Source organism: Bacillus norwichensis (assembly GCF_014836955.1).
GTDB classification, from domain to species: Bacteria; Bacillota; Bacilli; order Bacillales; family Bacillaceae_C; genus Siminovitchia; species Siminovitchia norwichensis.
This window is the reverse complement of record NZ_JACSPV010000010.1, coordinates 1-22,490: the sequence shown is the minus strand read 5'-3', so window position 1 is coordinate 22,490 and position 22,490 is coordinate 1. Positions and strand designations below refer to the sequence as shown.

The following is a 22,490-nucleotide window of genomic DNA, read 5'->3' as shown; positions in this document are numbered from 1 at the left end:
TATACTACCGTTTGTGATGCTTGGCAAACATAAGAAAAACGCAGGGTGCTGGGCGCCTGGCAGGCTCAGAACGCGTCATTCTGTCCCTTCGCTTGCACTTCTACGTTCTGTAGGTCGGAGCTAGACATGAGAATCTGATTTTGAATTGAAAATGATTTATGAAAAAACCCCAGAATAACCGGGGCGATGAAATAGCGTTATTACTCGGCTGATGTCAGCTCTCGGACTTTGTCATCACTTGGAAGCAGCCATGTCAGAATACCTACAATCGGCAACATTCCACATAATATCATGACAAAGCGCATGCTATACATATCCGCCAATGTTCCCAATAATACAGCTCCCACTGCCCCCATACCGAAGGCAAGGCCGACAATCAGACCAGAGACCATTCCCACTTTTGATGGCAGCATTTCTTGCGCATATACAACAACTACGCTGAAACTGGATAAAATAATAAAACCAATAACAAAAAATATCGGGATGATCCATGAAAGTGGAACAAAAGGTAAAATAATCGTGAGCGGAGCAGCACCCGCCATGGATAGAAAAATCACATTTCTGCGACCAAAACGGTCGGCCATCGGACCTCCGAAAAAGGTTCCTAATACTCCGGCAAACATAAAGATAAATACATATAATTGCGCGTGCTTGACAGTCAGACCGTAATCTTCTATCAAATAAAACTGATAGAAGTTATTAATACCCGCAACATAGAACGACCTCGCGAATACTAGAAAAATGAGCAGCCCTATTGCGATTTTGATTTTTTTATGAACAGGGACAACAGACTCCTGTGCCTCGGCCCTGTTTTTTTTACTGAATCTCATTCCATCCTGTATCTGTCCTTTATACCATTTTGAGACGTATAAAAGGATAATAATTCCAGTTATCGTGACAATCGTAAATAGAAGCGCGCCCTTTTGACCAAGCGAAACGAAAATAAATGCAGTAAAGACTGGCGCTAAAGATTGCCCAAAGTTTCCGCCAACCTGGTAAATGGATTGGGCTAACCCGCGCTTTGGACCTGCGGCCATATAAGCAACGCGGGAACCTTCCGGATGAAAGACAGCTGATCCAATACCTATAAAAAAGACTGAGAGAAGGATGACATAAAAATTGGGAGAAAGAGCAAAACCAATTAAGCCAAGCATACTCATAAACATTCCAATTGGCAGCATAAAAGGGGTAGGCCTTTTATCTGCAAAATATCCGAAAACCGGTTGCATGACAGAAGCCGTCATATTCAGAACGAAAGCAATCCACCCTATTTGCGCAAACGACAAATTCAGCGTCTGTTCGAAAATCGGATTCATTGCAGGAACAACAGATTGAATGGAATCATTCATGAGATGGCTGGCGCTCATTGCAAAAAGTATTCCGTAGACTGTTGGCATTTTGTCTGGCGCTGATGTGTTTTTTATTTTGGTAGTTGCGCTCATTTTATCTCTCTTTTCTTCATGACTGGATTTTCTACGTTCTCCGGAAATTGATAGGGCTCACCATCTGCTAAAATGAGCAGCCCGTAATACAATTGAAGATCATCATCACACTGTTCACAGTATGAGACATCCTCTTTGTTCCAAAAGGCAGCCAAAGATGTTTTTTTTACTTTAACACATTGAAATTCCTCTTTCAGTTCCTGAAAAAGGGACATATACTGCTGAATGGCAGCCTTTGAATCTGAGTAAGTATACATTTCAATGATATCGCTTCTCCACTCTGGAAAAAACCACCACGGTTCACTTTCGCCTTTCATTAAAATCACTTCCCATTGTTGAACCATGTTTTTTCCTCCAAACTTGTATGGTTGCAGAAACTCTGCTCCAAATTACTTGAACATTTCAAACATGAATAATATTATACATTTCCGCTCTTAGGGTTTCCAAATGAAATGCTTATATGATTTTGTGAAAAATGGAATTATAAGCGCGTGTTCCACAATTTAAAGGAGAGGCAAAAAGGGAAAGCCGATTGGTTTACGCTGTCGATTGATACTTTCGAGTTTAAATACACGAAGAGATTTTTCTGCTTATGATTTGGTGACTTTTTGAACATCCTATATTAAGTAAGAACAAGGAGGTGTTGCGAATGAGAATCGGTGTCGAAGAAGGTTTAACGAATGTTTCACAAGCGCTTGAGGAAAAGGGCTACCAGGTTGTTTCTTTTTCACCCTCATCAAATTTAAACAATATCGACTGTTATGTTGTCACTGGGATGGATTCCAATTTCATGGGAATCGAAACAACAAGCACCCAGGTTCCTGTCATTGAAGCACACGGTCTTTCTGCCGACGAAATCTGCCAAAAAGTGGAAGAAAAACTACACTAAAATAAATGCGACTGAAGACAGCTTTTAGTCCTCAGCCGCGTTTATTTGCTTCATAAACCAACTAATAAATCGATCCATTTCCTCTTGTCTAAAAATGATGGAAGACGATGTACTGGATAAAGGCTCATTTGAAATGATTGCCATAATATTAGTCAACTCTTCTAAAAGAAATTCATCTTGTGGATTTCGCACAAGCACTACTTTGGGGTAGTTCATTCTCTTATACCCTTCAACTAGGATGATATCAATGGGAAGCTGCTCATACATCTGGACAATCTCCTGCAGCTCCCATTTCTCTTTCTTTGCTTCTAAGTGTAACGAACCCGCTCCTTCAACTGTTGAGACAATTGCTCCTGCTTGCTGATGTTTCTCTGAATCTTTATTTAAAAAGACACGATCAGGTGCATTGCCATGACCATGATGCTTAATTGTCCCCACCGCAAGCTTCATTTCTTTACACGCAGTAATCAATCTCTCAATCAAAGTCGTTTTGCCGCTGTTTTGAAATCCTACAATTTGGATAATTTTCTTTCCTGCCATGGCACTCCGCTTCCTTGTTGATCTTCAAGTAGGATTAAATCAACTGAATCTCCAGCCTGATAACCCCTTGTACCTCCCGGTAATATAATGAGACAATCCGCCCAGGCAATTGATGTTACTACCCCCGATTTATCCAATCCCACAGGTTCAGCATATACCCTTCCATCCTTATAGCTTAGTTTGCCTCTTACAAATCTACTGAATGGATTTGGTTTCGGAAAATCAGAGTTTAACTCGCCAGTAATGAAACGTGTATATGGACGATCAGAATGCATCCAATAGCGTAAATAAGGTTTAACAAACAATTCAAACCCGACAAAACAAGCTGATGGGTTGCCTGATAATCCAAAAAGCAAACGTCCGTCTATTTCAGCACAACTTGTCACGCTCCCCGGACGCATGGCTATTTTATTGAATAAAAGTTTTGCTCCAAGTCGTTTATAGATTTCAGGCAGGTAGTCAAAATCCCCAACGGATACGCCGCCGGTTGTAATGACGATATCACATTCTTCAAGTGCTGCTACCATTACCTTATATAATGCTTCCAAATCATCCGCACAATTATCATATTTTTTATAGAGGCCGCCTGTTCGAAGAACTTGTGATTCAATCATGTAGCCATTGCTGTCCCTTATTTTTCCTGGTACAAGATCATCTTCAGGGCGAAGTAGCTCACTTCCAGTTGCAATGATTCCAACAGTAGGCTTTTGGGCTACTTTCACGTTACTGTATCCGAATGTGGCAAGCAGCGCTTTAATTCCAGGTGTGACTCTCTCCCCTTTATCTATCAGCGGACTGCCTTTTTGAGCGTCTTCCCCTTGATAGGAAACATTATCGCCTTCGTGAAGAGTCCTTTTTATTTCTATGTATTTCTTCCCGCCCTCAGTGACCTCTTTAACCAATTCGAGCATAATCACACAATCTGCCCCATCTGGAATTTGAGCGCCAGTCATGATGCGGACCGCTTCCAACCGACCAACCATCTTCAAGCTGACCTGCCCCGCCCCAATTTCATCAATAACTTCAAACAATAAGGGAGTATCCCGGGATGCATTCTCCGTATCCTTCGCTTTTAATGCAAAACCATCATAAGGGGAGCGATCAAATGGCGGGACGTCATGATCAGCTATCAACGGAGCATAAAGGTAGCGGTCATCGCACTCAAGTATAGATACCGTTTCCCCGTCCCCTCTTTTTTTATATTCCATTACCTTTTCAACTGCTTCCTTGATCCAAATAGGTTTTCTTCTTTCGACCACTGATTCATCAAGCTCCTTCCCAGCATTATCCGCCAATATAGGACATCTCTATTTTTTCTTTAGACTTAGCACTTTCTTCTGTCCGCTCATCAGAGTAGCGGTCCTTTCGTTGATTCCAAATGGAGCGGATTTCATTGATCAAGGATTCTTCTTCCTTATTGGCACGAACCAACCCACGCAAATCATAGCCCTTTGAAGCAAACAAACAAGTGTAAAATTTTCCGTCTGCTGAAATCCGTGCCCTAGTACAGCTAGAACAAAACGACTCTGAAACTGAAGTAATAAAGCCGACTTCTGTATCCGTGTTTTTATATTGATAACGTTTGGCCACTTCTCCAAAGTAATTAGGATCTACCGGTTCCAGATCAAAATGATCCGATAATATGCCCAGCATTTCTTTTTTTGTCACCACTTTACTGAAATCCCAGCCATTAGAATTGCCGACATCCATAAATTCAATAAAACGAAGAGCTACTCCCATATCTTTAAAATGATTGGCCATCGGTATGATTTCGCTTTCATTCACACCTTTTTGAACAACCATATTGACTTTTACACCAAGACCAGCATCCTGTGCTGCTTTGATCCCCTTCAGAACAAGGTTCGAGCTAACACCCCTGCCGTTGATTTTCTTGAAAATGTCATCGTTTAACGCATCAAGGCTAACATTTACTCGATGAAGGCCCGCGTTCACAAGAGCTTTCGCCAATTTTGGAAGCAGTACACCGTTAGTCGTCAGTCCAATATCTTGAATGCCAGGAATCTTATGCAACCTACTTATTAAAACGGCGACATCCTTTCTTAACAGCGGCTCGCCGCCAGTAATCCTTAATTTTGAAACCCCTAATTTACTGAAGGCAGCAGCAAGGCGTTCTATTTCTTCAAATGATAATATTTCATTTCTTGGCAAAAATTTAAAATCAGAACCAAAAATGTCAGCAGGCATGCAATATTGACAGCGGAAGTTGCACTTATCTGTGACAGAAATCCTCAAGTCTTGCAAAGGCCGGTTTAATTGATCTTTCATCCTGCTCATTTCTCTCAGCTCCAATCCGTCCCTTAGTGCAAGGTTTATACAGATTGTATCACTTTTCCCTTGTTCGTTCATGCTTTAAGATAATATGTGGAAGTTTTTTTCATTTATTTGGGTAAATAAATGAAAAAAAGCTGAAACTTTCTTCCAGTACATCCGTTATACTATTTAAGAGGAGTGAAGAAAATGAGAAAAGGATTAGGAGCAATCATTGGGGTACTTGTTATTCTAGCCCTTATACTAGTTCCGTTGTTAGGAAGTTACAACGGGTTTGTAAATGTTGAAGAGGATGTTGAACAAAAATATTCCCAAATTGAAAACCAATTGCAGCGAAGAGCGGATTTGATTCCGAACCTTGTTAATACTGTCAAAGGTTATGCAAAACATGAAGAAAAGGTGTTGGGAGATATCGCAGATGCGCGTTCAAGGCTAATTGGCGCGAACACAGTTCAGGAACAGGCTGACGCAGATGCCTCTTTGTCCAACGCTCTAAGTAGATTATTGGTTATCTCTGAAAATTATCCAGAGCTGAAGGCAGACAAACAATTTACCCAGCTGATGGACGAGCTTGCGGGAACTGAGAACCGTATTGCTGTTGCGAGAAAAGACTACAATGACCAAGTAACCATTTACAATAAAAAAGTAAGACAATTCCCTGGGCGTCTCGTCGCTTCGGTGTTTGGATTTGAGAAAAAAGAGTACTTTAAAGCGAAAGCAGGGGCAGAAGAAACGCCAGACGTTGATTTTGAAGGGAATGGAGAGTGATGAGGCGGGCTCTGCTCTCTCTACCCATTCTCGTCTTTTTTTTCTTTTCTATTACGGGTTTTAAAGCTGCGGCAGCTAATATTCCTGATCCTGTAGGAGATATTTATGTCCAGGACTTTGCCCACGTCCTTTCAGACAATGAGAAAAATGAGTTGACAGAGCTTGGCAAATATTTAGATGACCACACACAGGCTCAAATCGCTGTACTGACCATCAATTCACTGGAAAACGAAGCAGTAGAAGAATACGCCTTAGAGGCATTCCGACAATACGGACTTGGAGATGCCGAAAAGGACAACGGTGTTTTGCTTTTGTTAGCACCGAAAGAGCACAAAATAAGGGTTGAGGTGGGTTATGGCTTAGAAGGCGCTTTACCGGATGGAAAAGTGGGACGAATTCTCGATAGTTATGCTATACCTTATTTGGAACAAGATGAGATTAACCTTGCTATCACAAACACATATAAACAGCTATTTAATGAAGTTTCAAAAGAGTATAGCTTGGACAAACAGGCCGATGCTGAAGGCGTAGAATACAGTCAAACCGAAAGTCTATCGCCATTGTCCGTACTTATATTCATCTTGATATTTGCTGGAATCATCTTCATGGATTTCCGCTTTCTCGGAGGAGCTTTTACCCTGAGCCTACTTAGAATGCTTGCCGCTATCTTAAACAGAGGTGGCGGTGGTGGCGGCTTCGGCGGCGGACCGCGATCCGGAGGGGGCGGTTCATCAGGCGGTGGTGGAGCAAGTAGGAGTTGGTGATAAGAAGAAAAGCGAAAGCGCTCGTTTAGCGACGTACAGACTGGACGAGCCCTGACGAGATAAAGGAAAAAGAAAAGCGGAGAGTGCCTGCTTATCGGCGACAAGCATAAGACGAGCGCTGAAGAAGGCGTAGTTTGCCTTCAACAGCGTTTGGCTTATGACCTCGAGCCGATGGCACTCGCAGCTGGACAACACGGCGGCCGATGTTGACTTATCGTAGGTGGCCCTCCTTAGCCACCATAGGAATTTATCTTATGACATCAAGGGGCTAGGCGTTGTAGCTGAACAGTGCTCCGCCAAGACTGAATGGTAAAAATTACAGAGGGCTTTCCGAAAAGCTGCGTTTCAGCCCAAAAACCATAATAATAAAACCCAAGAATGGTTGAAATTCTTGGGTTTTATTATTATGGTTCATCTCCTTTGGACTTATTACACAGCTCCTACATATTTATTGAATTAGTTAAGATTTTTTTCAGCAAAGGGAACAGTACATTAGGCAATTCTTCCACATAAGGAGCAATGATACTGCGATTGCCATATATAGTTTCAAAAACTTTTTTCTGTTCAAATTCTAAGCCAGAAGTAGACAGGAAAATATTAAAAATCTCTATCCCTTTTTGACGGACTTCCATGACGGCTTCATGGGTATCCACAATTCCATTGTTATAATCATATGCCGCAGGCTCCCCATCCGAAAAAATAATTAAAAATTTTTGTTTTTCTTTTCTTTCAAGAAGCCTTTCAGCAGCGATTCTAATGGCATAGCCATCTCGATTATCCTCCATGGCTTCCAATTCCATGATTTCCGGACCTGTTTTATGTTGCAGGGACATGGAAAATGGAATTACCTGAAAAAAATAATTTGGCTGGTCGTCCTCGGCCGATTCGTTGGCATCCTCCCAAAAACCGATAATTTCATGCGGTACATCAACAGATTTCAATGCTTCATGAAATAAGATGATGCCACGTCTTGTCTCTTCCATTTTATCAAACATAGATGCTGAGCAGTCTACGAGAAGAATGAACGATGCATCAATTTCCTTACTGGGTTCTGCCTTTTTATAGAATAGCTTCGGATTCTCATCCGTAAAGAAAGGTAAAAGATTCTTTCCAAGCTGTCCCATTTGCAGATGGCTTCGATGGTCAGTCTCTTTCTTTTCCATTACGCGCTGAATGATATTTTTTAGTTTTTTATGATAAAATTTCACTTCTTTTTCCAGTTTCCCATACTCAGCTAGAGCCTCTTTATCCGGCCTTCCGGCTTTAAGAAAAACGGATCGTGCATTTTTATTGGATGTACCATATTTATTTTTTCCATTGGAAGCATCAAGCTCACCCATACTGGTCAATTCCATTCCGTCATATTCCTTTTTATCTGTTTGCACGCTCCGCCCTTGAACAATCCCAAGCGCCTGATCCCCTTCCTCTCCCTCTCGTTCACTTCCGCCTGCAATATCCGTCCTAGTTCCCTGGTCCAGATTAAATTGCATAAAGCTTTTTCCTGGACTTTCTGTTTCTCGATGCCATGTCCTCATCTCTTCTTCATGCACCTGTTCATCTCCACCAGCTTTTTCCTCTGTCGTATCATCATTTTGTAACGAATCTTTTCTTAACAGATCTGAATATGACATGACATCAAGTAGATTTTGTTCTTGTCCAGGTAGATGATAGTAGTCATTAATCATATCTGTATTGACTAGCTGGCCAACCCTTTCCACGATTTTGAGGCAAGCATCTGCAACAACTTGGGTAGATTGGGTATCATAGAAATTTTCAAGTTCACTGCGGATCAAGGGTATGCCTTCATCAATTTCTGAATTGAAGGAAGGCATTGTTAGAATAGGGCTATCAGAGTTCAAGCTTAAATAAATCAAGTTGAACAAAGCATCTATAAAAAGATTCCTTTCCAGATTAACAACTAATTGGGACTCGAAATATTCTTTGTATATTTTGCGTCGAACCTTGAATTCAAATGCCATTCCCGGCCTTTCCTTTTTACATAACTCCTCTATTCTTAAATCTTCAGCAAGGATAAAGAGCTGTCCAGCAAAACGGGGAATTAGGGAAGCAGATATGATATCCCTGAATAGTTCAACGTCCTGGAAATCAGTAAAATTCATGTTCCCAAGCGCACGCAAATAAACATCACTTTTCATCCCCGACTTTTTTATCCAATCAGGGCGATGATTCCAGAAATGACTCACAAAGACTTTTTGCTCTCTTTTGCTTAAGTAGGAATGTGCACGAATTTCAGCTTCATACAATGCAGACTTTGTAAGAGTTTTAGCCAAATCTGTGAGTTCCAGCATCAAAAGCGTGTCAGCTTTTTCATCATTGAAAGCAATGAAACGATGCATACCTGCCACCCCTATTTAAATAGCGTTGAGGCAATATTTAACACAGCTGCCTGTTCCCGCTCTTCCTCTAATTTGTCAGATATCCCCCTTCGAACAGCTCTGAGAGGATCCATATACACAGCAAGATCACAAGTATCAATCAGAGCCCTAATAGATGCCGCTTCCTCTGGAATGATTCCACTTTTTACCTGAACTAGCAAATCGGCGGATAATTGGACAAATTGTTCAATCGTTTTCTCATTCAGTAATTTGCTCTCTTGTTTGATGACATTCTTCAATATTTCTCCTTGCACATAGGGGATATCGATTACGATAAATCGATTTTTCAATGCTTCATTCATTGGAACAGTCCCGACATAGCCTTCATTAATCGCCGCAATCACACCAAAGGTTTCCTTTGCATGTATGACATCAGCTGTCAATGGATTCGTCAGCATTCTTCTATAGTCCAATATACTGTTTAACAGAGGCAGTGTTTCAGGCTTTGCCATGTTAATTTCATCTATATAAAGGAAGTGGCCTTTCTCCATTGCTTTGATGACAGGTCCTTCAATAAAATCAATCCTGCTCACTCCGTCATTTTGCGTAATTGTTTTAAAGCCAAGAAGTGCTTCCGCATCCGTATCAACAGAGCAGTTGACACTATGCATAGGCTGACTGAAGAAACTCGACAGTGCCTCCGTGAGCCTTGTTTTACCAGAACCAGTCGGCCCTTTTAATAAAACATTTTTTCCGAGAGATAATGCTATGACCGCATCCTGAAAGATCGTCTGATCTTCCGACAGAAATCTATGTTCGCCAATTAACTCTTCGTGGTAATAAGAGAATGCCCGCTTTCTCTTCTCTACCATATTTTGAATATCGCTGGGCAGATCTACAAGATTCAACGTAAACAATCCTTCCTTTTTAGCAATTCATTTTCTTTCTTCACCATTTTAACAAATCAGCGGCAAAGAAAAAAAGCGTGCTGTTTCAGCATGCTTATGGTTCATTGCTCGGAGCTTCATTCATTTCGTCAGTCCCTAGAAAGATAGTTTTCGATTCTTGCGGCTCTCGACTGTATGTATATAAGCCACGTCCTATTTTAATAATATTTGGATCTGCCTTTGTAATCGTATTCATAAATGTGGTCATGTTGGCGATTTGAAGCCCCGTCTGCTCCTCAATCTCCCTTTTTAATTCAATGCCTCGAATGGGGGCAGACTGTGCTTTTAAAATTGAGATGGCAGTATCTCGCATTTTAGTCGTTTTGCTTCTTCGGGATGGCCTTGCCCTTCTTGATGGCGAACTGCTATGTTCAATATTATCACCCGGTGCTTCCAAATAGTTTTTGGCAGGCGGTAGATATTGAGTTTCTTCCTCCTTAGCCGCTGTTTTTAGACCTTCCTCTCTATCAAGTTCACGCAACCGCGAGAATATGAAAGCCCTTTCTTTTTGGAACTCCCTAAGCAATCTCTCTTCTGCATCCTGCATTTGCTCTAATCTTAGCTTTAGCGCAGTTCTTTCATCAAACATAAAATTCCCTCCTTCATTCTTTCTCCTAATATATTCATTATAGAATGTTCAAACGAAAATAGTAAGAAAAAATAGTAATCATTGATAAATAATTTTGTTATTCTCGAAACTTGTCAGTTTATGATGATAAGTTTTCTATTCATTCCATTTGTAAATTCTTTATATTCATAGTAGACTTATAATTGGAAGCGGTTACCTGTTTTTTCCTTGGAAACTATCTTTAAGGAGGAATTCAATGAGTCAAGTAACAATGGATGTAAAAGAGAAAGTAGAAAAGTTTTTACAGGGGACAAAAAATCTTTATATTAATGGTGAGTTTGTTAAAAGCGCCGAGGGTAAAACTTTTGACACTCCGAACCCTGCGACAGGAGAAACACTCGCTACTATATATGAAGCAGGTGCAGAAGATATAGATCGTGCGGTAAAAGCTGCACGCAAAGCATTTGATGAAGGAAAATGGTCAAAAATGAGTGCTGCGGCAAGAGGTAGACTCATTTACAAGCTAGCCGACCTGTTAGAAGAGAATAAAGAGGAACTCGCACAGCTTGAAACCCTTGATAACGGGAAGCCGATTCGGGAAACAATGAATGCGGATCTTCCATTATCCATTGAACATTTGCGTTATTATGCAGGTTGGACCACAAAGATTACAGGACAAACAATTCCTGTAGCGGGACCATTTTTTAACTACACACGTCATGAAGCAGTAGGTGTTGTCGGGCAGATCATCCCTTGGAACTTCCCTTTGTTGATGGCAATGTGGAAAATTGGGGCAGCTCTGGCCACAGGATGTACTGTCGTATTAAAACCAGCGGAGCAAACACCACTTTCCGCCTTATACTTAGCTGAACTAGTTGAAGAGGCTGGATTCCCGCCAGGTGTTGTTAATGTTGTTCCAGGCTTTGGTGAGCCTGCAGGTTCTGCACTTGTAAATCATCCAGATGTGAACAAAATCGCGTTTACAGGGTCCACAGAAGTTGGAAAGAAAATCATGGAACAATGCGCTAAAACGGTTAAGCGCGTTACTTTGGAGCTAGGAGGAAAATCACCTAATATCATCCTTCCTGACGCGGATTTAACTCAGGCCATTCCAGGTGCATTGAATGGTGTCATGTTCAACCAAGGACAAGTATGCTCCGCTGGTTCTCGTGTATTCATTCAAAAGAAAAACTTTGATAATGTAGTTGCTGACATGGCTTCCCATGCGAAAAGTATTAAACAAGGTGCTGGTTTGAACCAAGATACCGAAATGGGACCACTCGTTTCTGCTGAGCAGCAAAACCGGGTTTTGAATTATATTGAAAAAGGTGTAAGTGAAGGAGCTGAGCTTCTTGCTGGTGGACAAAAGCCACAGGATCAAGGTTATTTCGTAGAGCCAACCATATTTGCGGATGTCAATGACGAAATGACCATCGCAAAAGAAGAAATTTTTGGACCAGTTATTTCTGCACTGCCATTCGAAGATCTCGATGAGTTGATTGAGCGTGCAAATAGAACCGAATATGGACTGGCAGCTGGACTATGGACACGTGATGTAGCAAATGCCCATTACGTTGCAAGTCGTCTTCGTGCCGGGACTGTTTGGGTCAACTGCTATAATGCCTTTGACGCAGCTTCTCCATTCGGCGGATTTAAGCAATCAGGACTTGGTAGAGAAATGGGTTCATATGCACTGAATAATTATACTGAAGTCAAAAGTGTATGGATTTCGATGAAGTAACATCTTATACAGGGTCCCTCTTTGAGGGGCTCTTTTTTTATAATTTGCGCCCAGATTCAATTCAGCCGAGGTTTGAACCCCCACTGAAAGGATAGCAATAGGCTTTCATCTCACCACTTACAGAAGTCAGCGTCTTTGCTGAATGAAGGTAAAATTCGTAAAATGTCATATTTTGATAGAATAAATTCAATAAAACGCTTTCAAATCTATCCGAAAACAGGTACAATAAAAAATGAAAATTCAATTTCCCGAGGAGGTTTTTGCAAGCATGAAGATTTTGACTAATGAGCAGTTAGTTGCAGCCTACCGAGATGCGAAAAAGAATGATCATGGTGCCGATTGGATACGATTACTGAAGATGGAAATAAAAAAACGAGGATTAAACCTGTAAGAACATAAAAAAAGCGCTAGTCGCTGGGTACCAGGAGCTAGACATGGAAAACTGATTTTTGAAATAAAAACGATAAAAAAAGTATACTTTCTTTACTTTTAAAGACCGCGTGCCTTATGGCACGCTTTTTTATTTTCAGTAACTATTTGCATCCAAGGGGGACGTCGCTGATTTTATCAGCAAATGAGGAAGTGAACCCTTTGAATAAAGAATCCATTTCGATAAAAAGTTTGATCATCTTTTCTAGCTATGCTGTTCCCTGTCAAGACCGATAATTGAACATGCGTAACCTCTTCTAACTATTTTTTTTCAACATTTTTTGCAAATGTTCTTCTGATTTTCCTTTTGGAATACTGAGAGTTTCCCAATTCTCACCTTTTAGTTGTTTTCCGATGTAAACGATTTGCCCTACATGATAGGCATAGTGAGCCATTTGTCTTTCAATCGCTTCTAATACCGAATGACTTTCGCCACGGATGTATACACTTTTTAATAAATCTTGCTCGCCTAACGCCTTTAATGTTTCAAAAAGAGTGTTCCACCCCTTTTCCCAAGCTCTTATCAACTCCTGTTTTGATGATATATCATCCTCAAATTCTCCGTCGCGATTCCTGTCCGATTTTTCTCCATCCGAAGTTAAGAAATCAGACCATCTCGACATCATATTACCACTTACATGCTTAACTATAATAGCAACACTGTTTGAGGCTTCATTTAAGCTCCAGTGAATTTCTTCGTCTGACAATTGCCTCATTGTCTTATCCCCGAGGTCTTTGACATTGTTAAATCTTTCTTGTACAACTTTTAAATACTCATTTCCGAGGTTCATAGTTTGGCACTCCTCCTCTTTAGAATTCTCATTTTTAATCAAAGTAGATACAGCGTGAACTACCCGCCACTTACCAACTCACGACCCTTTTCGGGTTACTTGAAGTGGGGGTTCTTGTGTAATCTCCGCTTTTGATAGCTGACAAAATGAACCAAGCTAAACCTCTTATTCCAGACCTGTTTCACTATCAACAAACAATCCCTCCATTGCAAATCTACACACACAACGTTTTGATTAGCTACACTTTTTATTTCTTGATGTTGGTCATCGAAATTGTAGAAGATTTGATTGTATGTGAAGTGGGAATGTCTCTATGTCGTTTTATTTTAACTTTAATTTCATTTCATTTCTTACTTTGCATGTCGCCAGCCTGTACCCAAGCAGGCCGTCAAGATACTCCTATACAACCATAAACATCATAATAAAACACCCCAAAGTTAGATTTGTGACTTTGGGGTGCGCTTCTATTTGCCGTCTTTTTAGAATAATTATCCTTCGAGGAGAAGGTCTTCAGGATTTTCAAGCAACTTTTTAATTGTGACGAGGAATCCGACTGCTTCTTTACCATCAATGACACGGTGATCATATGATAAGGCAACATACATCATCGGACGGTTTTCCATTCTTTCCGCATCAATAGCCACAGGTCTTGTCTGAATGGAGTGCATGCCGAGTATCCCCACTTGGGTTCCGTTCAAAATTGGTGTAGATAATAAAGAACCGAATACACCACCGTTTGTTATCGTAAATGTTCCGCCTTGTAAATCACTGAGGGCTAATTTGTTATCACGTGCTTTTTTCGCAACTGTAAGAATGTCATCCTCAATTTCAGCGAAATTTTTGCGGTCACAGTCACGAATAACTGGTACAACGAGGCCTTCGTCAGTAGAAACTGCCACTCCGATATCATAAAACTTCTTATAAACAAGCTCGTCTTCTTGTAGCTCCGCATTAACCGCAGGATATTTTTTCAATGCTGCTACAACAGCTTTGGTGAAAAATGACATAAAACCAAGTTTGACATCATGTTCTTCATAGAACTTGTCTTTCTTGCGTTTACGCAATGCCATCACTGCTGTCATATCGATTTCGTTGAATGTAGTCAACATAGCAGCCGTTTGCTGAACTTCAACGAGTCTTTTTGCAATTGTTTGGCGGCGGCGTGAAAGTTTTACACGTTCAACAGGTTTATTAGGATTTTCCTGAACAGCTGCAGCGGGCTTGGCTTGAGGAGCAGGTGCCGCAGCAGGCTTAGGCTGATTTGAAAATCCTTCTACATCTTGTTTTCGTACCCTTCCAAGCGGATCAACAGTTGGGACCTCTGTTAAATCGATACCTTTTTCTCGGGCTAATTTGCGAGCAGCTGGAGATGCAATTGGGCGATCTTTTGATTCTTCCTCCTGCTTTTCCTCTTGCTGTGCGGCTGCTGGTTGAGCGGCAGCAGGTTCAACTTTTTCAGCTTTTGGCTCCTCAGGAGCCGCTTCAGAGGCTGCAGCACCCGCTGAGGCACTTTCGTCGACAATTGCGATCACATCTCCAACGTTGACTGTTTCGCCTTCGTCTGCTTTTAACTCTTTGAGAACTCCAGCTTCTTCAGAAATGATCTCAACATTTACCTTATCAGTTTCAAGCTCTACAATATATTCCCCTTTTTCAACATAATCGCCAGGCTTTTTCAACCATTGAGCGATTGTCCCTTCCATAATAGATTCTGCAAGTTCAGGTACTTTGATTTCGGCCACTTTATTTCCTCCTCTAATGTTTGCGGATGATATAGAAAAGCGAAAGGCGACTAGCAGAAGAATGATTTAGCTATATGATGAAAACTTCTACCTTCTCTATGTTAGATGCGCCTAAAGCTATCTCATTTATTCATCCTCATTAAACCAGTTACTCAAATGTTTTTCTATTTTCAAAAATCATTCTGATTTTGTAAACACTGACTGTACAATACGGCTCTGAGCTTTTCTATGTGCCGTTGGATCACCCTCTGCTGGGCTTGACCTTCTCCGGCGTCCTTCATACTTAATATCGACACCTTCAGGCCTGATTTCCCTTATATAAGAAATCACGTGAAGCCAGCCGCCCATATTCTTCGGCTCCTCTTGCACCCAAATAAGTTCCTTCAGGTTCGGGTATCTGGATATAATATCCGCAATTTCTTTTTTCGGGAATGGATAGAGCTCTTCGACTCTCAAAATATGGAGCCAATCCACATCTGTTTCATTTTTCAACTGCTCTTCCAAATCAATCGCTATTTTACCACTGCAAAGTGCAATTCTCTCAACTGCTTCATAGCTCTCTCCCAAGCCCGGCTGTTCTATGACCGACTTGAAGGAGCCCTGCGCTAATTCCTCAACTTCCACGGAAGCAAGCGGATGACGAAGTAAGCTCTTCGGCGTCATAATGACAAGTGGCTTCACTTCTTCCTTGTTCAAGATAGCTGCTTGTCTTCTTAAGATATGGAAATATTGAGCAGCATTAGATAAGTTGGCAACAATCCAGTTATTCTCAGCAGCACTCTGGAGGAATCTTTCCACTCGTCCGCTTGAGTGTTCTGGTCCCTGACCTTCATAACCATGCGGCAAAAGCATAACTAATCCTGATTTCTGCCCCCATTTAGCTCTGCCGGATGCGATGAATTGGTCAAAGTAGACTTGTGCCATATTCGCGAAGTCACCAAACTGAGCTTCCCATATAACTAGGGTTTCTGGAGCAAAGACATTATAGCCGTATTCAAATCCGACTACCCCACCTTCAGTTAAAGAACTATTATATAGGGCAAATGATGAATTTACATCGGATAAGTGATGCATCGGGATATATTCTTCACCCGTATTAATATCATGCAGTACCAGGTTCCTTTGTGCGAAGGTACCTCGCTGTGAATCTTGCCCAGTCATTCTTAACGGTGTGCCGTCCTTCAGGATAGATCCGAAAGCAAGAGCTTCAGCGTGTGCCCAATCTATTTTTCCTTTTTCCGTAATTACATTTGATCTTCTTTGCAAGATTCTTTGAAGCCTAGGAAAGACATTGAAATCTTCCGGCCATGTAATCAATTCCCTGTTGATTGTTTCCAATTCATCAATCTTAACTGATGTATCAATTTTTGGAAGCTTTTTCACAACATTTTTCGGAGGGTTCATGACTATATCCGGATTGCCATTCACTTTAGGAAGATTATCATATGCCTTTTGTAGGTTTGTTTGTACTTCCTTATCAACCTTGTCAATTTCTTCTTTTGTCAAAAGTCCCTCTTGGACTAATTTATCCGCATAGACTTCTTTAGAAGTGGGATGGTTCTTAATGATATTGTACATAAGCGGATTGGTAACCATTGGCTCATCCATTTCATTATGACCAAAGCGGCGGTAACCGACCAAATCAATAATGAAATCCTTATGGAAAGCCTGGCGATATTCATGTGCTAAGACGGATGCAGCCAGTACTGCCTCTGGATCGTCCGCATTTACGTGAACAATCGGAATTTCAAAACCTTTTGCGACATCTGAAGCATACAAAGTTGAACGCGAGTCACTGCTTTCGGTCGTAAATCCAATCATATTATTGGCGATGATATGTATGGAACCGCCTGTGTTGTACCCTTTCAAACGTCCCATATTTAGAGTCTCCTGAACAATTCCCTCACCTGGGAAAGCTGCGTCACCATGAACAACGATCGCAAGACAGTTGTCCAAATCTTGTTTTGGATAACCCTGAACATTACGGTCTTCCTGGGCTGCTCGTGTAAACCCATCCACGATAGGGTTGATCACTTCTAAATGACTTGGATTATTCGCAAGCGTGATTCTGGTTGTTGCGGTCGTACCACGCTTCAACTTTCTGTCAGCACCAAGGTGATACTTTACGTCCCCAGTCCATCCATATGTGATGCCAATTGAACCTTCAGACGGAATGAGCTCTTTATTGGGTGCTTGTTGAAATTCAGAGAAAATCAATTTATATGGTTTTTGAAGTACATGGGCCAAAACATTTAGACGGCCTCTGTGTGCCATTCCAATATTTACTGTCCTGGTACCGGTTTCTACAGCTAGACTGATGACTTCATCCATTAAAGGAATCAGCGTCTCCAATCCTTCCACAGAAAATCGCTTCTGACCTACGAATGTGCGATGGATGAATTTTTCAAATCCCTCTACTTCAGCCAGACGTGTAAATAAGTTGATTTTTCTTTCTTTACTTAGCTGTGTGTAATAACCGCTTTCTTCGATTTTTTGCTGCAGCCAGTTCCTTTCGTCCAATTCATGTACATGATTATATTCAAACGCAAGTTTTTTTGTATATACTTCTTTTAAATGATTGATTGCATCAAGCCCGTCTTTCAAATTAGATGGAGCATTAGGAGAAATAAATGATGCCGGAATTTGTTTTAAGTCTTGTTCTGCCAAATTGTACTCTGAAAGCTCAAGCCTTCTTGTATTCTTTTCCTTTCGGCGGATCGGATTGATATCCGCTATCAGGTGGCCATAAGTACGGATATTATCCGCATATTTGACCGCGGCAACAAGTTTGCTCAATCGGTTGTGTGTCGCAGGCATTTGGAATGAGACATCCGCCTGACCTTCAGTTGTTTCAACCTGCTTTGCTGTAGCCGGCGCCCCCCATTGATCAAAAGCCGCCTTCATTTCAGGATCGACGCTGTCAGGATCTTTGAGGTATTGTTCATACAACTCCATTACATAACCAAGATTCGGTCCGGAAAACTGCGCCCAAGGCGAATCTTGATAAGACGCTTGTCTGCTCATTTGTTAAAAAACCTCCATCTTGAAGCTCTTAATTTATTTTTAAACCGGTTATATTTTTGTAATCCCGGTCAAAAAAACGTGGGTCAATCTAATCAAACCTTAAGTGCAATTCCATTTTATCACTGCAAACAATTTAGTAAAAGATAAATGTCATCTTTTAGACAAATTCAGTCAAGTTCTGCATGCAGACTGGGTTATGCTCACCTTTTAACAAAGTTTCATCATGAACCTGTTACATTTTTGTGTCAATTTTTCCATATACAATCTTACTACTCTTCAAGAAAAATTCAAATATAATGGCTCTATTTTTTTTACCTTTATTCTCGTTTGTTACACGCCCACGTATTACGCATATACTATTATGATTTATTCAAGGGGGTGGTTGAGTGTTTCCGTGGGGAAAATTTCCATTTAATGATGATTTAAAAAAGATGACTGAGCAAATGAAACCAACGGATATCCAGTCATATGTCAATGAAATGATTAAAAAATATGTCCCCTCCCAGTGGGAAAACTCAGCTGAAACTGAAACAGCAAACCCCTTTAATGCCTCAACCACTAATCAAGGCCAACAAACTAAACCAGATGTGGATGTTTTTGAAACATTCGATTATGTGTTCGTACGAATAAAATTACAAAGTGAAGAGCAGCAAGATCAGCTGAAATTCTTCCATACATCCAATCAAGCTATTATTGAGAATTTTCACGAAATTGGAGATCGACATACCATCACTCTTCCTTGCCTCGTTAAAAGGAAAGGTGCCACAGCATTGGTGAAAGACCTTATTCTTGAAGTGCAAATTCCAAAGAACGTCGACATGCAATATACAGAAGTAGATATTTCCGAAAAATTATAAAAAGGCTCTCCCCATTTTCCCTGAAAAATGTTGTGATAAAAAGTAAAAGTCGAGCCATATTAAGTATTGATACCATACTATGAAAGGAAATAGCATGACTACATTTGACAAATTGGAATTTGGCCGTTCAGATAGTGAGCTGGCAGAAAAAAAGTGGTCCATTGTATCCATCGCATCTATTCCACTTATTATGACATTGGGCAACTCCATGCTTATTCCTGTATTGCCCTTGATGGAAAAAAAGCTTGATATCACGAAACTGCAATCCAGTCTTATTATCACTGTCTATTCAATAGTGGCAATCTTTCTGATTCCTATAGCTGGATTTTTATCAGATAAATTCGGCAGAAAGATTATTATCATTCCATCCTTGATCATTACAGGTATCGGAGGACTTATTTCAGGATGGGCAGCATGGAAAATGGATTCACCTTACTTCATGATTTTGTGCGGAAGAATTTTGCAGGGGGTTGGGGCGGCGGGAGCCTTCCCTATCGTACTTCCACTTATTGGGGATATGTTTAAAAGGGATAAGGACGTAAGTGCCACCCTAGGCGTAGTGGAGACATCCAATACCTTTGGAAAAGTGTTGAGTCCTATTCTAGGTTCTTTCCTTGCAGGAATCTTTTGGTTCCTCCCATTTTTGTCCATACCTTTATTTTCGATTATTTCAGTCTTATTAATCATGATACTGGTTAAGAAGCCAAAAGGAGATCAGCATGAACTCTCATTTGGTCGATTCCTCAAGAATATTAAAAAAATTTTTAAAGAGCACTGGCGGTGGCTTACTGCTGTATTTCTCATTGGCGCCATTCTGATGTTCGTGCTATTTGGCATGCTTTTTTACTTATCGTCCATTTTGGAAGATGACTATGGATTTGATGGCATTAAAAAGGGACTGTTACTTGCCATACCTCTTGCTACACTTTGTATTGCCTCTTTTACTGCTGGCAAATGGATTAAGGATAGTCTACAAAGAATGAAATGGGTTTCTTTTTTCGGAATCGTTTTAATGGGGAGTATGATTATCACAGCGTTGTTGTCGAAAAAATTCATTTTTTTAATTTCGATTTTTTCACTGTGTGGAATTGGAATCGGAGCAGCTCTTCCTTGTCTTGACGCAATTTTGACCCAAAGTATTGAAAAAGAAATGCGTGGAACAATCACGTCAATATTCAGTTCCATGAGGTTTGCTGGAGTCGCAGCAGGACCTCCTGTCATCGCCATCATGATGAATCAAGGAAGTAAAAATATGATCTTCCTATTGGCTGGATTAAGTGCTGTTTCGGCTCTTCTAGCGTTTATAGCCATCAAGCCAGAAAAAGAAAAAAAAGCACCGAGAGCAAATCCGGCGCTAGAATAAAACGCTGCTGCTGCAGCGTTTTTTTATTATTAAGTGGCATCTTCTTTGAATTCAGGCTCAGGCGTCGATTCCGAAGCGACTTCCTGGAAAATTGCTTTTACCTTCTCACGTTTTCTCTTCGCTACAAGAATATACAATATATCGTTCCCTTGCAACGTTGTATCCCCTTTTGGAGTAACAAGCTTTTCACCCCTGATAATGGCAGAAATAAGCGATTCCTCCGGTAACTCTATATCTTTTATCTTTTTCCCAGCTAATAAAGCCTGTTCTTCAAGCATGATTTCCATCATTTCATTTTTTGTTTTACCGATTGAAACCAATTCAATACTATGTGGGATCGACACTTTGTTTCCCTCTGACAAACCCAATACATTTGCTAGTGGGGTGATAGTTGCTCCCTGCAACAGGGCAGATGTTAAAACGACAAAGAATACTACATTAAACATTAGCATACTATTTTCGATGCCGGCTACCAATGGATAGGTGGCAAGAACAACAGGAACAGCCCCTCGAAGCCCTGCCCATGAAATAAGCAGCTTTTCTCCAAACGTGTACTTCATAAACAACATCGTAATAAAAACGCTAATCGGCCTTGCCACAAGCATGAGAAGGAACGAAAGCAGGAGTCCCTGCCAGGTAACTTTTAACAGCTCTGACGGGAAAACAAGAAGGCCTAGCAATATGAACATGGTGATTTGCATCATCCATGCGGAGCCTTCATGAAAACGAATAATAGAATGACGATAGGTCAAGTCAGAATTTCCAACGATGATTGCCATCACATACACAGCCAATAAGCCACTGGCATGAATTAAACTTGTAACCCCATATGTCAGGGCTGCAAATGACAAAGCAAGTACAGGATAAAGTCCTGAGGAATCAAGGTTGATCTGGTTGATGACCCAAACCGAGACCTTGCCAAAAATCAGTCCTAATACAAGACCTAAGCCCATTTGCCAAAAGAAACTTGGTAAAAGCTGAAAATAGGAAGAACCTGGCGTTTGGATCAATTCAATCAAGGAAACAGTCAAAAAGATTGCCATTGGGTCATTGGAGGCAGACTCAGCTTCCAATGTAGTTTTTAACTTAAAACGAATATTCCTTTCACCCAAAGCGGCAAAAACAGCGGCCGCATCAGTCGAACCAACAATGGCACCAACCAGAAGGCCTTCAAGCCAACTAAAACCTAAAATGTATTTAGCAAAAGTTCCCATAATAACAGTGGTAAGAACAACGCCAAGAGTCGCAAGTGAACCCGCTGGAACGATAACCTTCTTCATGTCCTTCCATTTCGTATTAATCCCACCATCAAACAATATGATGACCAATGCAATGGTGCCTACCAAAGTGGTCAATTTGACATTATCAAAATAAAAGAAGCGATTTAATCCCATTCCTACAAGGATAAACAGTACCAACGAAGGTACCCCAAGACGTGAGGAGAACTTTGCTGTCAACACACCAACTATCAGTAAAATTGATAATATAAAAACAATTTGCTCTACAGTAAAATCCAAGGCCATTCCCCCATCCATTCTACTAATTATGTAATTATGATTGGCACAATAGCCAGTTACTCAAAATAATAAGGAAAAGTTTATTCATCCAAGACGAAAAATAGAATTCAACAACGAAGTCCACACAGATTTAGAATCACTTTTTTTCATGAGAAAAGAACCCTATAGGAAGTTGCTTTATCCGTAGTGTTGTAGGATTATCAGCACATCAGTCATCGTCATTCTTGGGAAAATGAAAGAAACCACATTCCAATTAGGCTTTTCGAAAAGAGGTCCTCACGGAGCAGTAATGTAGAGGCAATCTTTACCTATTTAGCTGTTAACATAATTATATAGAACTTTAGGTTCATCAACAAATAAAATGATAGAAAAGTTGTATCTTTAGCAAAATAAGCTATACTCTTTAACTCAACTTTCGCAGAGAGAAATTGGCAAATAAGCCTTGATGTAGTTGGGAAGGCCAGAGAACCACTGCTCAAGTTG

General features: G+C 40.7%; 19 protein-coding genes. 7 read left to right on the top strand and 12 right to left on the bottom strand.

What is annotated here, in order from left to right; all coding sequences use genetic code 11:
• Positions 1 to 200: 200 nt before the first annotated feature.
• Both H9631_RS07885 and H9631_RS07880 read right to left on the bottom strand, forming a co-directional pair.
• Entirely contained in the window at positions 201 to 1,442 is a 1,242-nt protein-coding gene (locus tag H9631_RS07885; RefSeq protein WP_191811566.1) for an MFS transporter, read from the bottom strand.
• Positions 1,439 to 1,786: a DUF1033 family protein gene (locus H9631_RS07880; RefSeq protein ID WP_191811564.1), complete on the bottom strand. Its 348-nt coding sequence runs from the start codon at positions 1,784 to 1,786 to the stop codon at positions 1,439 to 1,441. The genes H9631_RS07885 and H9631_RS07880 overlap by 4 nt, the downstream gene beginning before the upstream one ends.
• 305 nt (positions 1,787 to 2,091) lie before the next feature.
• Here H9631_RS07880 and H9631_RS07875 point away from each other — a divergent pair, with 305 nt between their 5' ends.
• A complete protein-coding gene (locus H9631_RS07875) occupies positions 2,092 to 2,331 on the top strand; it encodes a YkuS family protein (protein WP_191811562.1) in 240 nt (79 codons plus the stop codon).
• A 24-nt stretch (positions 2,332 to 2,355) separates the two neighbouring features.
• Here the strand turns inward: H9631_RS07875 and mobB are convergent, their stop codons facing one another.
• The 3 genes from mobB to moaA are packed head-to-tail and all read right to left on the bottom strand — an operon-like array spanning position 2,356 to position 5,166.
• Positions 2,356 to 2,871 carry a molybdopterin-guanine dinucleotide biosynthesis protein B gene (gene mobB, locus H9631_RS07870; RefSeq protein ID WP_191811560.1) on the bottom strand — a complete coding sequence of 172 codons (516 nt, stop codon included), beginning with the start codon at positions 2,869 to 2,871 and terminating at the stop codon, positions 2,356 to 2,358.
• Positions 2,841 to 4,130 (bottom strand): molybdopterin molybdotransferase MoeA, encoded by a 1,290-nt coding sequence (locus H9631_RS07865; protein ID WP_191811750.1) that lies wholly within the window; start codon positions 4,128 to 4,130, stop codon positions 2,841 to 2,843. Before H9631_RS07865 ends, mobB begins: the two co-directional genes overlap by 31 nt.
• A gap of 25 nt (positions 4,131 to 4,155) precedes the next feature.
• Complete coding sequence (moaA, locus tag H9631_RS07860) at positions 4,156 to 5,166, bottom strand: GTP 3',8-cyclase MoaA (protein WP_318246783.1); 1,011 nt, start codon at positions 5,164 to 5,166, stop codon at positions 4,156 to 4,158.
• Positions 5,167 to 5,349: 183 nt separating this feature from the next.
• Between moaA and H9631_RS07855 the strand changes: the two genes are divergently transcribed.
• Positions 5,350 to 5,928, top strand: a complete 579-nt coding sequence (locus tag H9631_RS07855) for a LemA family protein (RefSeq protein ID WP_160705791.1) — start codon at positions 5,350 to 5,352, stop codon at positions 5,926 to 5,928.
• Positions 5,925 to 6,692 (top strand): TPM domain-containing protein, encoded by a 768-nt coding sequence (locus H9631_RS07850; RefSeq protein WP_191811558.1) that lies wholly within the window; start codon positions 5,925 to 5,927, stop codon positions 6,690 to 6,692. The genes H9631_RS07855 and H9631_RS07850 overlap by 4 nt, the downstream gene beginning before the upstream one ends.
• Positions 6,693 to 7,132: 440 nt before the next feature.
• On the opposite strand, the gene H9631_RS07845 is transcribed toward H9631_RS07850, so the two are convergent.
• From H9631_RS07845 to H9631_RS07835, 3 genes are all read right to left on the bottom strand, one after another.
• On the bottom strand, positions 7,133 to 9,049 hold the full coding sequence (locus tag H9631_RS07845; RefSeq protein WP_191811556.1) for a vWA domain-containing protein: 1,917 nt from the start codon (positions 9,047 to 9,049) through the stop codon (positions 7,133 to 7,135).
• A gap of 11 nt (positions 9,050 to 9,060) precedes the next feature.
• On the bottom strand, positions 9,061 to 9,900 hold the full coding sequence (locus H9631_RS07840; protein WP_191811746.1) for an ATP-binding protein: 840 nt from the start codon (positions 9,898 to 9,900) through the stop codon (positions 9,061 to 9,063).
• A gap of 130 nt (positions 9,901 to 10,030) precedes the next feature.
• Entirely contained in the window at positions 10,031 to 10,564 is a 534-nt protein-coding gene (locus H9631_RS07835; RefSeq protein ID WP_191811554.1) for a Rok-like winged helix domain-containing protein, read from the bottom strand.
• Between the two features lie 235 nt (positions 10,565 to 10,799).
• Between H9631_RS07835 and H9631_RS07830 the strand changes: the two genes are divergently transcribed.
• Both H9631_RS07830 and sda read left to right on the top strand, forming a co-directional pair.
• Positions 10,800 to 12,284, top strand: coding sequence for an aldehyde dehydrogenase family protein (locus H9631_RS07830; protein WP_191811552.1), 1,485 nt, complete (start codon positions 10,800 to 10,802; stop codon positions 12,282 to 12,284).
• A gap of 268 nt (positions 12,285 to 12,552) precedes the next feature.
• Positions 12,553 to 12,675: a sporulation histidine kinase inhibitor Sda gene (gene sda / locus H9631_RS07825; protein ID WP_160705786.1), complete on the top strand. Its 123-nt coding sequence runs from the start codon at positions 12,553 to 12,555 to the stop codon at positions 12,673 to 12,675.
• Positions 12,676 to 12,970: 295 nt separating this feature from the next.
• On the opposite strand, the gene H9631_RS07820 is transcribed toward sda, so the two are convergent.
• The 3 genes from H9631_RS07820 to sucA all read right to left on the bottom strand — a co-directional run bounded on the left by H9631_RS07820 (position 12,971) and on the right by sucA (position 18,270).
• Positions 12,971 to 13,504 carry a DUF1572 domain-containing protein gene (locus H9631_RS07820; protein ID WP_191811550.1) on the bottom strand — a complete coding sequence of 178 codons (534 nt, stop codon included), beginning with the start codon at positions 13,502 to 13,504 and terminating at the stop codon, positions 12,971 to 12,973.
• Positions 13,505 to 13,992: 488 nt separating this feature from the next.
• A complete protein-coding gene (gene odhB / locus H9631_RS07815) occupies positions 13,993 to 15,246 on the bottom strand; it encodes a 2-oxoglutarate dehydrogenase complex dihydrolipoyllysine-residue succinyltransferase (RefSeq protein ID WP_191811548.1) in 1,254 nt (417 codons plus the stop codon).
• A gap of 177 nt (positions 15,247 to 15,423) precedes the next feature.
• Positions 15,424 to 18,270 (bottom strand): 2-oxoglutarate dehydrogenase E1 component, encoded by a 2,847-nt coding sequence (gene sucA / locus H9631_RS07810; protein WP_191811547.1) that lies wholly within the window; start codon positions 18,268 to 18,270, stop codon positions 15,424 to 15,426.
• A gap of 386 nt (positions 18,271 to 18,656) precedes the next feature.
• Here sucA and H9631_RS07805 point away from each other — a divergent pair, with 386 nt between their 5' ends.
• Together H9631_RS07805 and H9631_RS07800 are read left to right on the top strand one after the other, a co-directional pair.
• Positions 18,657 to 19,127, top strand: coding sequence for an Hsp20/alpha crystallin family protein (locus tag H9631_RS07805; RefSeq protein WP_191811545.1), 471 nt, complete (start codon positions 18,657 to 18,659; stop codon positions 19,125 to 19,127).
• A gap of 94 nt (positions 19,128 to 19,221) precedes the next feature.
• Entirely contained in the window at positions 19,222 to 20,490 is a 1,269-nt protein-coding gene (locus H9631_RS07800) for an MFS transporter (RefSeq protein WP_191811543.1), read from the top strand.
• Positions 20,491 to 20,519: 29 nt separating this feature from the next.
• On the opposite strand, the gene H9631_RS07795 is transcribed toward H9631_RS07800, so the two are convergent.
• The gene (locus H9631_RS07795; RefSeq protein WP_191811541.1) at positions 20,520 to 22,007 is read right to left on the bottom strand and encodes a potassium/proton antiporter; all 1,488 of its coding nucleotides are present in this window, start codon (positions 22,005 to 22,007) and stop codon (positions 20,520 to 20,522) included.
• Positions 22,008 to 22,490 lie beyond the last annotated feature (483 nt).

Bases quoted from the DNA above. Each gene is read 5' to 3' on its own strand.
- H9631_RS07855 (WP_160705791.1), top strand. From the start codon at position 5,350: ATGAGAAAAGGATTAGGAGCAATCATTGGGGTACTTGTTATTCTAGCC.
- H9631_RS07875 (WP_191811562.1), top strand. From the start codon at position 2,092: ATGAGAATCGGTGTCGAAGAAGGTTTAACGAATGTTTCACAAGCGCTT.
- sucA (WP_191811547.1), bottom strand. From the start codon at position 18,270: ATGAGCAGACAAGCGTCTTATCAAGATTCGCCTTGGGCGCAGTTTTCC.
- H9631_RS07820 (WP_191811550.1), bottom strand. From the start codon at position 13,504: ATGAACCTCGGAAATGAGTATTTAAAAGTTGTACAAGAAAGATTTAAC.
- H9631_RS07835 (WP_191811554.1), bottom strand. From the start codon at position 10,564: ATGTTTGATGAAAGAACTGCGCTAAAGCTAAGATTAGAGCAAATGCAG.
- mobB (WP_191811560.1), bottom strand. From the start codon at position 2,871: ATGGCAGGAAAGAAAATTATCCAAATTGTAGGATTTCAAAACAGCGGC.
- H9631_RS07880 (WP_191811564.1), bottom strand. From the start codon at position 1,786: ATGGTTCAACAATGGGAAGTGATTTTAATGAAAGGCGAAAGTGAACCG.
- H9631_RS07830 (WP_191811552.1), top strand. From the start codon at position 10,800: ATGAGTCAAGTAACAATGGATGTAAAAGAGAAAGTAGAAAAGTTTTTA.
- sda (WP_160705786.1), top strand. From the start codon at position 12,553: ATGAAGATTTTGACTAATGAGCAGTTAGTTGCAGCCTACCGAGATGCG.
- H9631_RS07840 (WP_191811746.1), bottom strand. From the start codon at position 9,900: ATGGTAGAGAAGAGAAAGCGGGCATTCTCTTATTACCACGAAGAGTTA.
- H9631_RS07885 (WP_191811566.1), bottom strand. From the start codon at position 1,442: ATGAGCGCAACTACCAAAATAAAAAACACATCAGCGCCAGACAAAATG.
- H9631_RS07845 (WP_191811556.1), bottom strand. From the start codon at position 9,049: ATGCATCGTTTCATTGCTTTCAATGATGAAAAAGCTGACACGCTTTTG.
- H9631_RS07800 (WP_191811543.1), top strand. From the start codon at position 19,222: ATGACTACATTTGACAAATTGGAATTTGGCCGTTCAGATAGTGAGCTG.
- moaA (WP_318246783.1), bottom strand. From the start codon at position 5,166: ATGAGCAGGATGAAAGATCAATTAAACCGGCCTTTGCAAGACTTGAGG.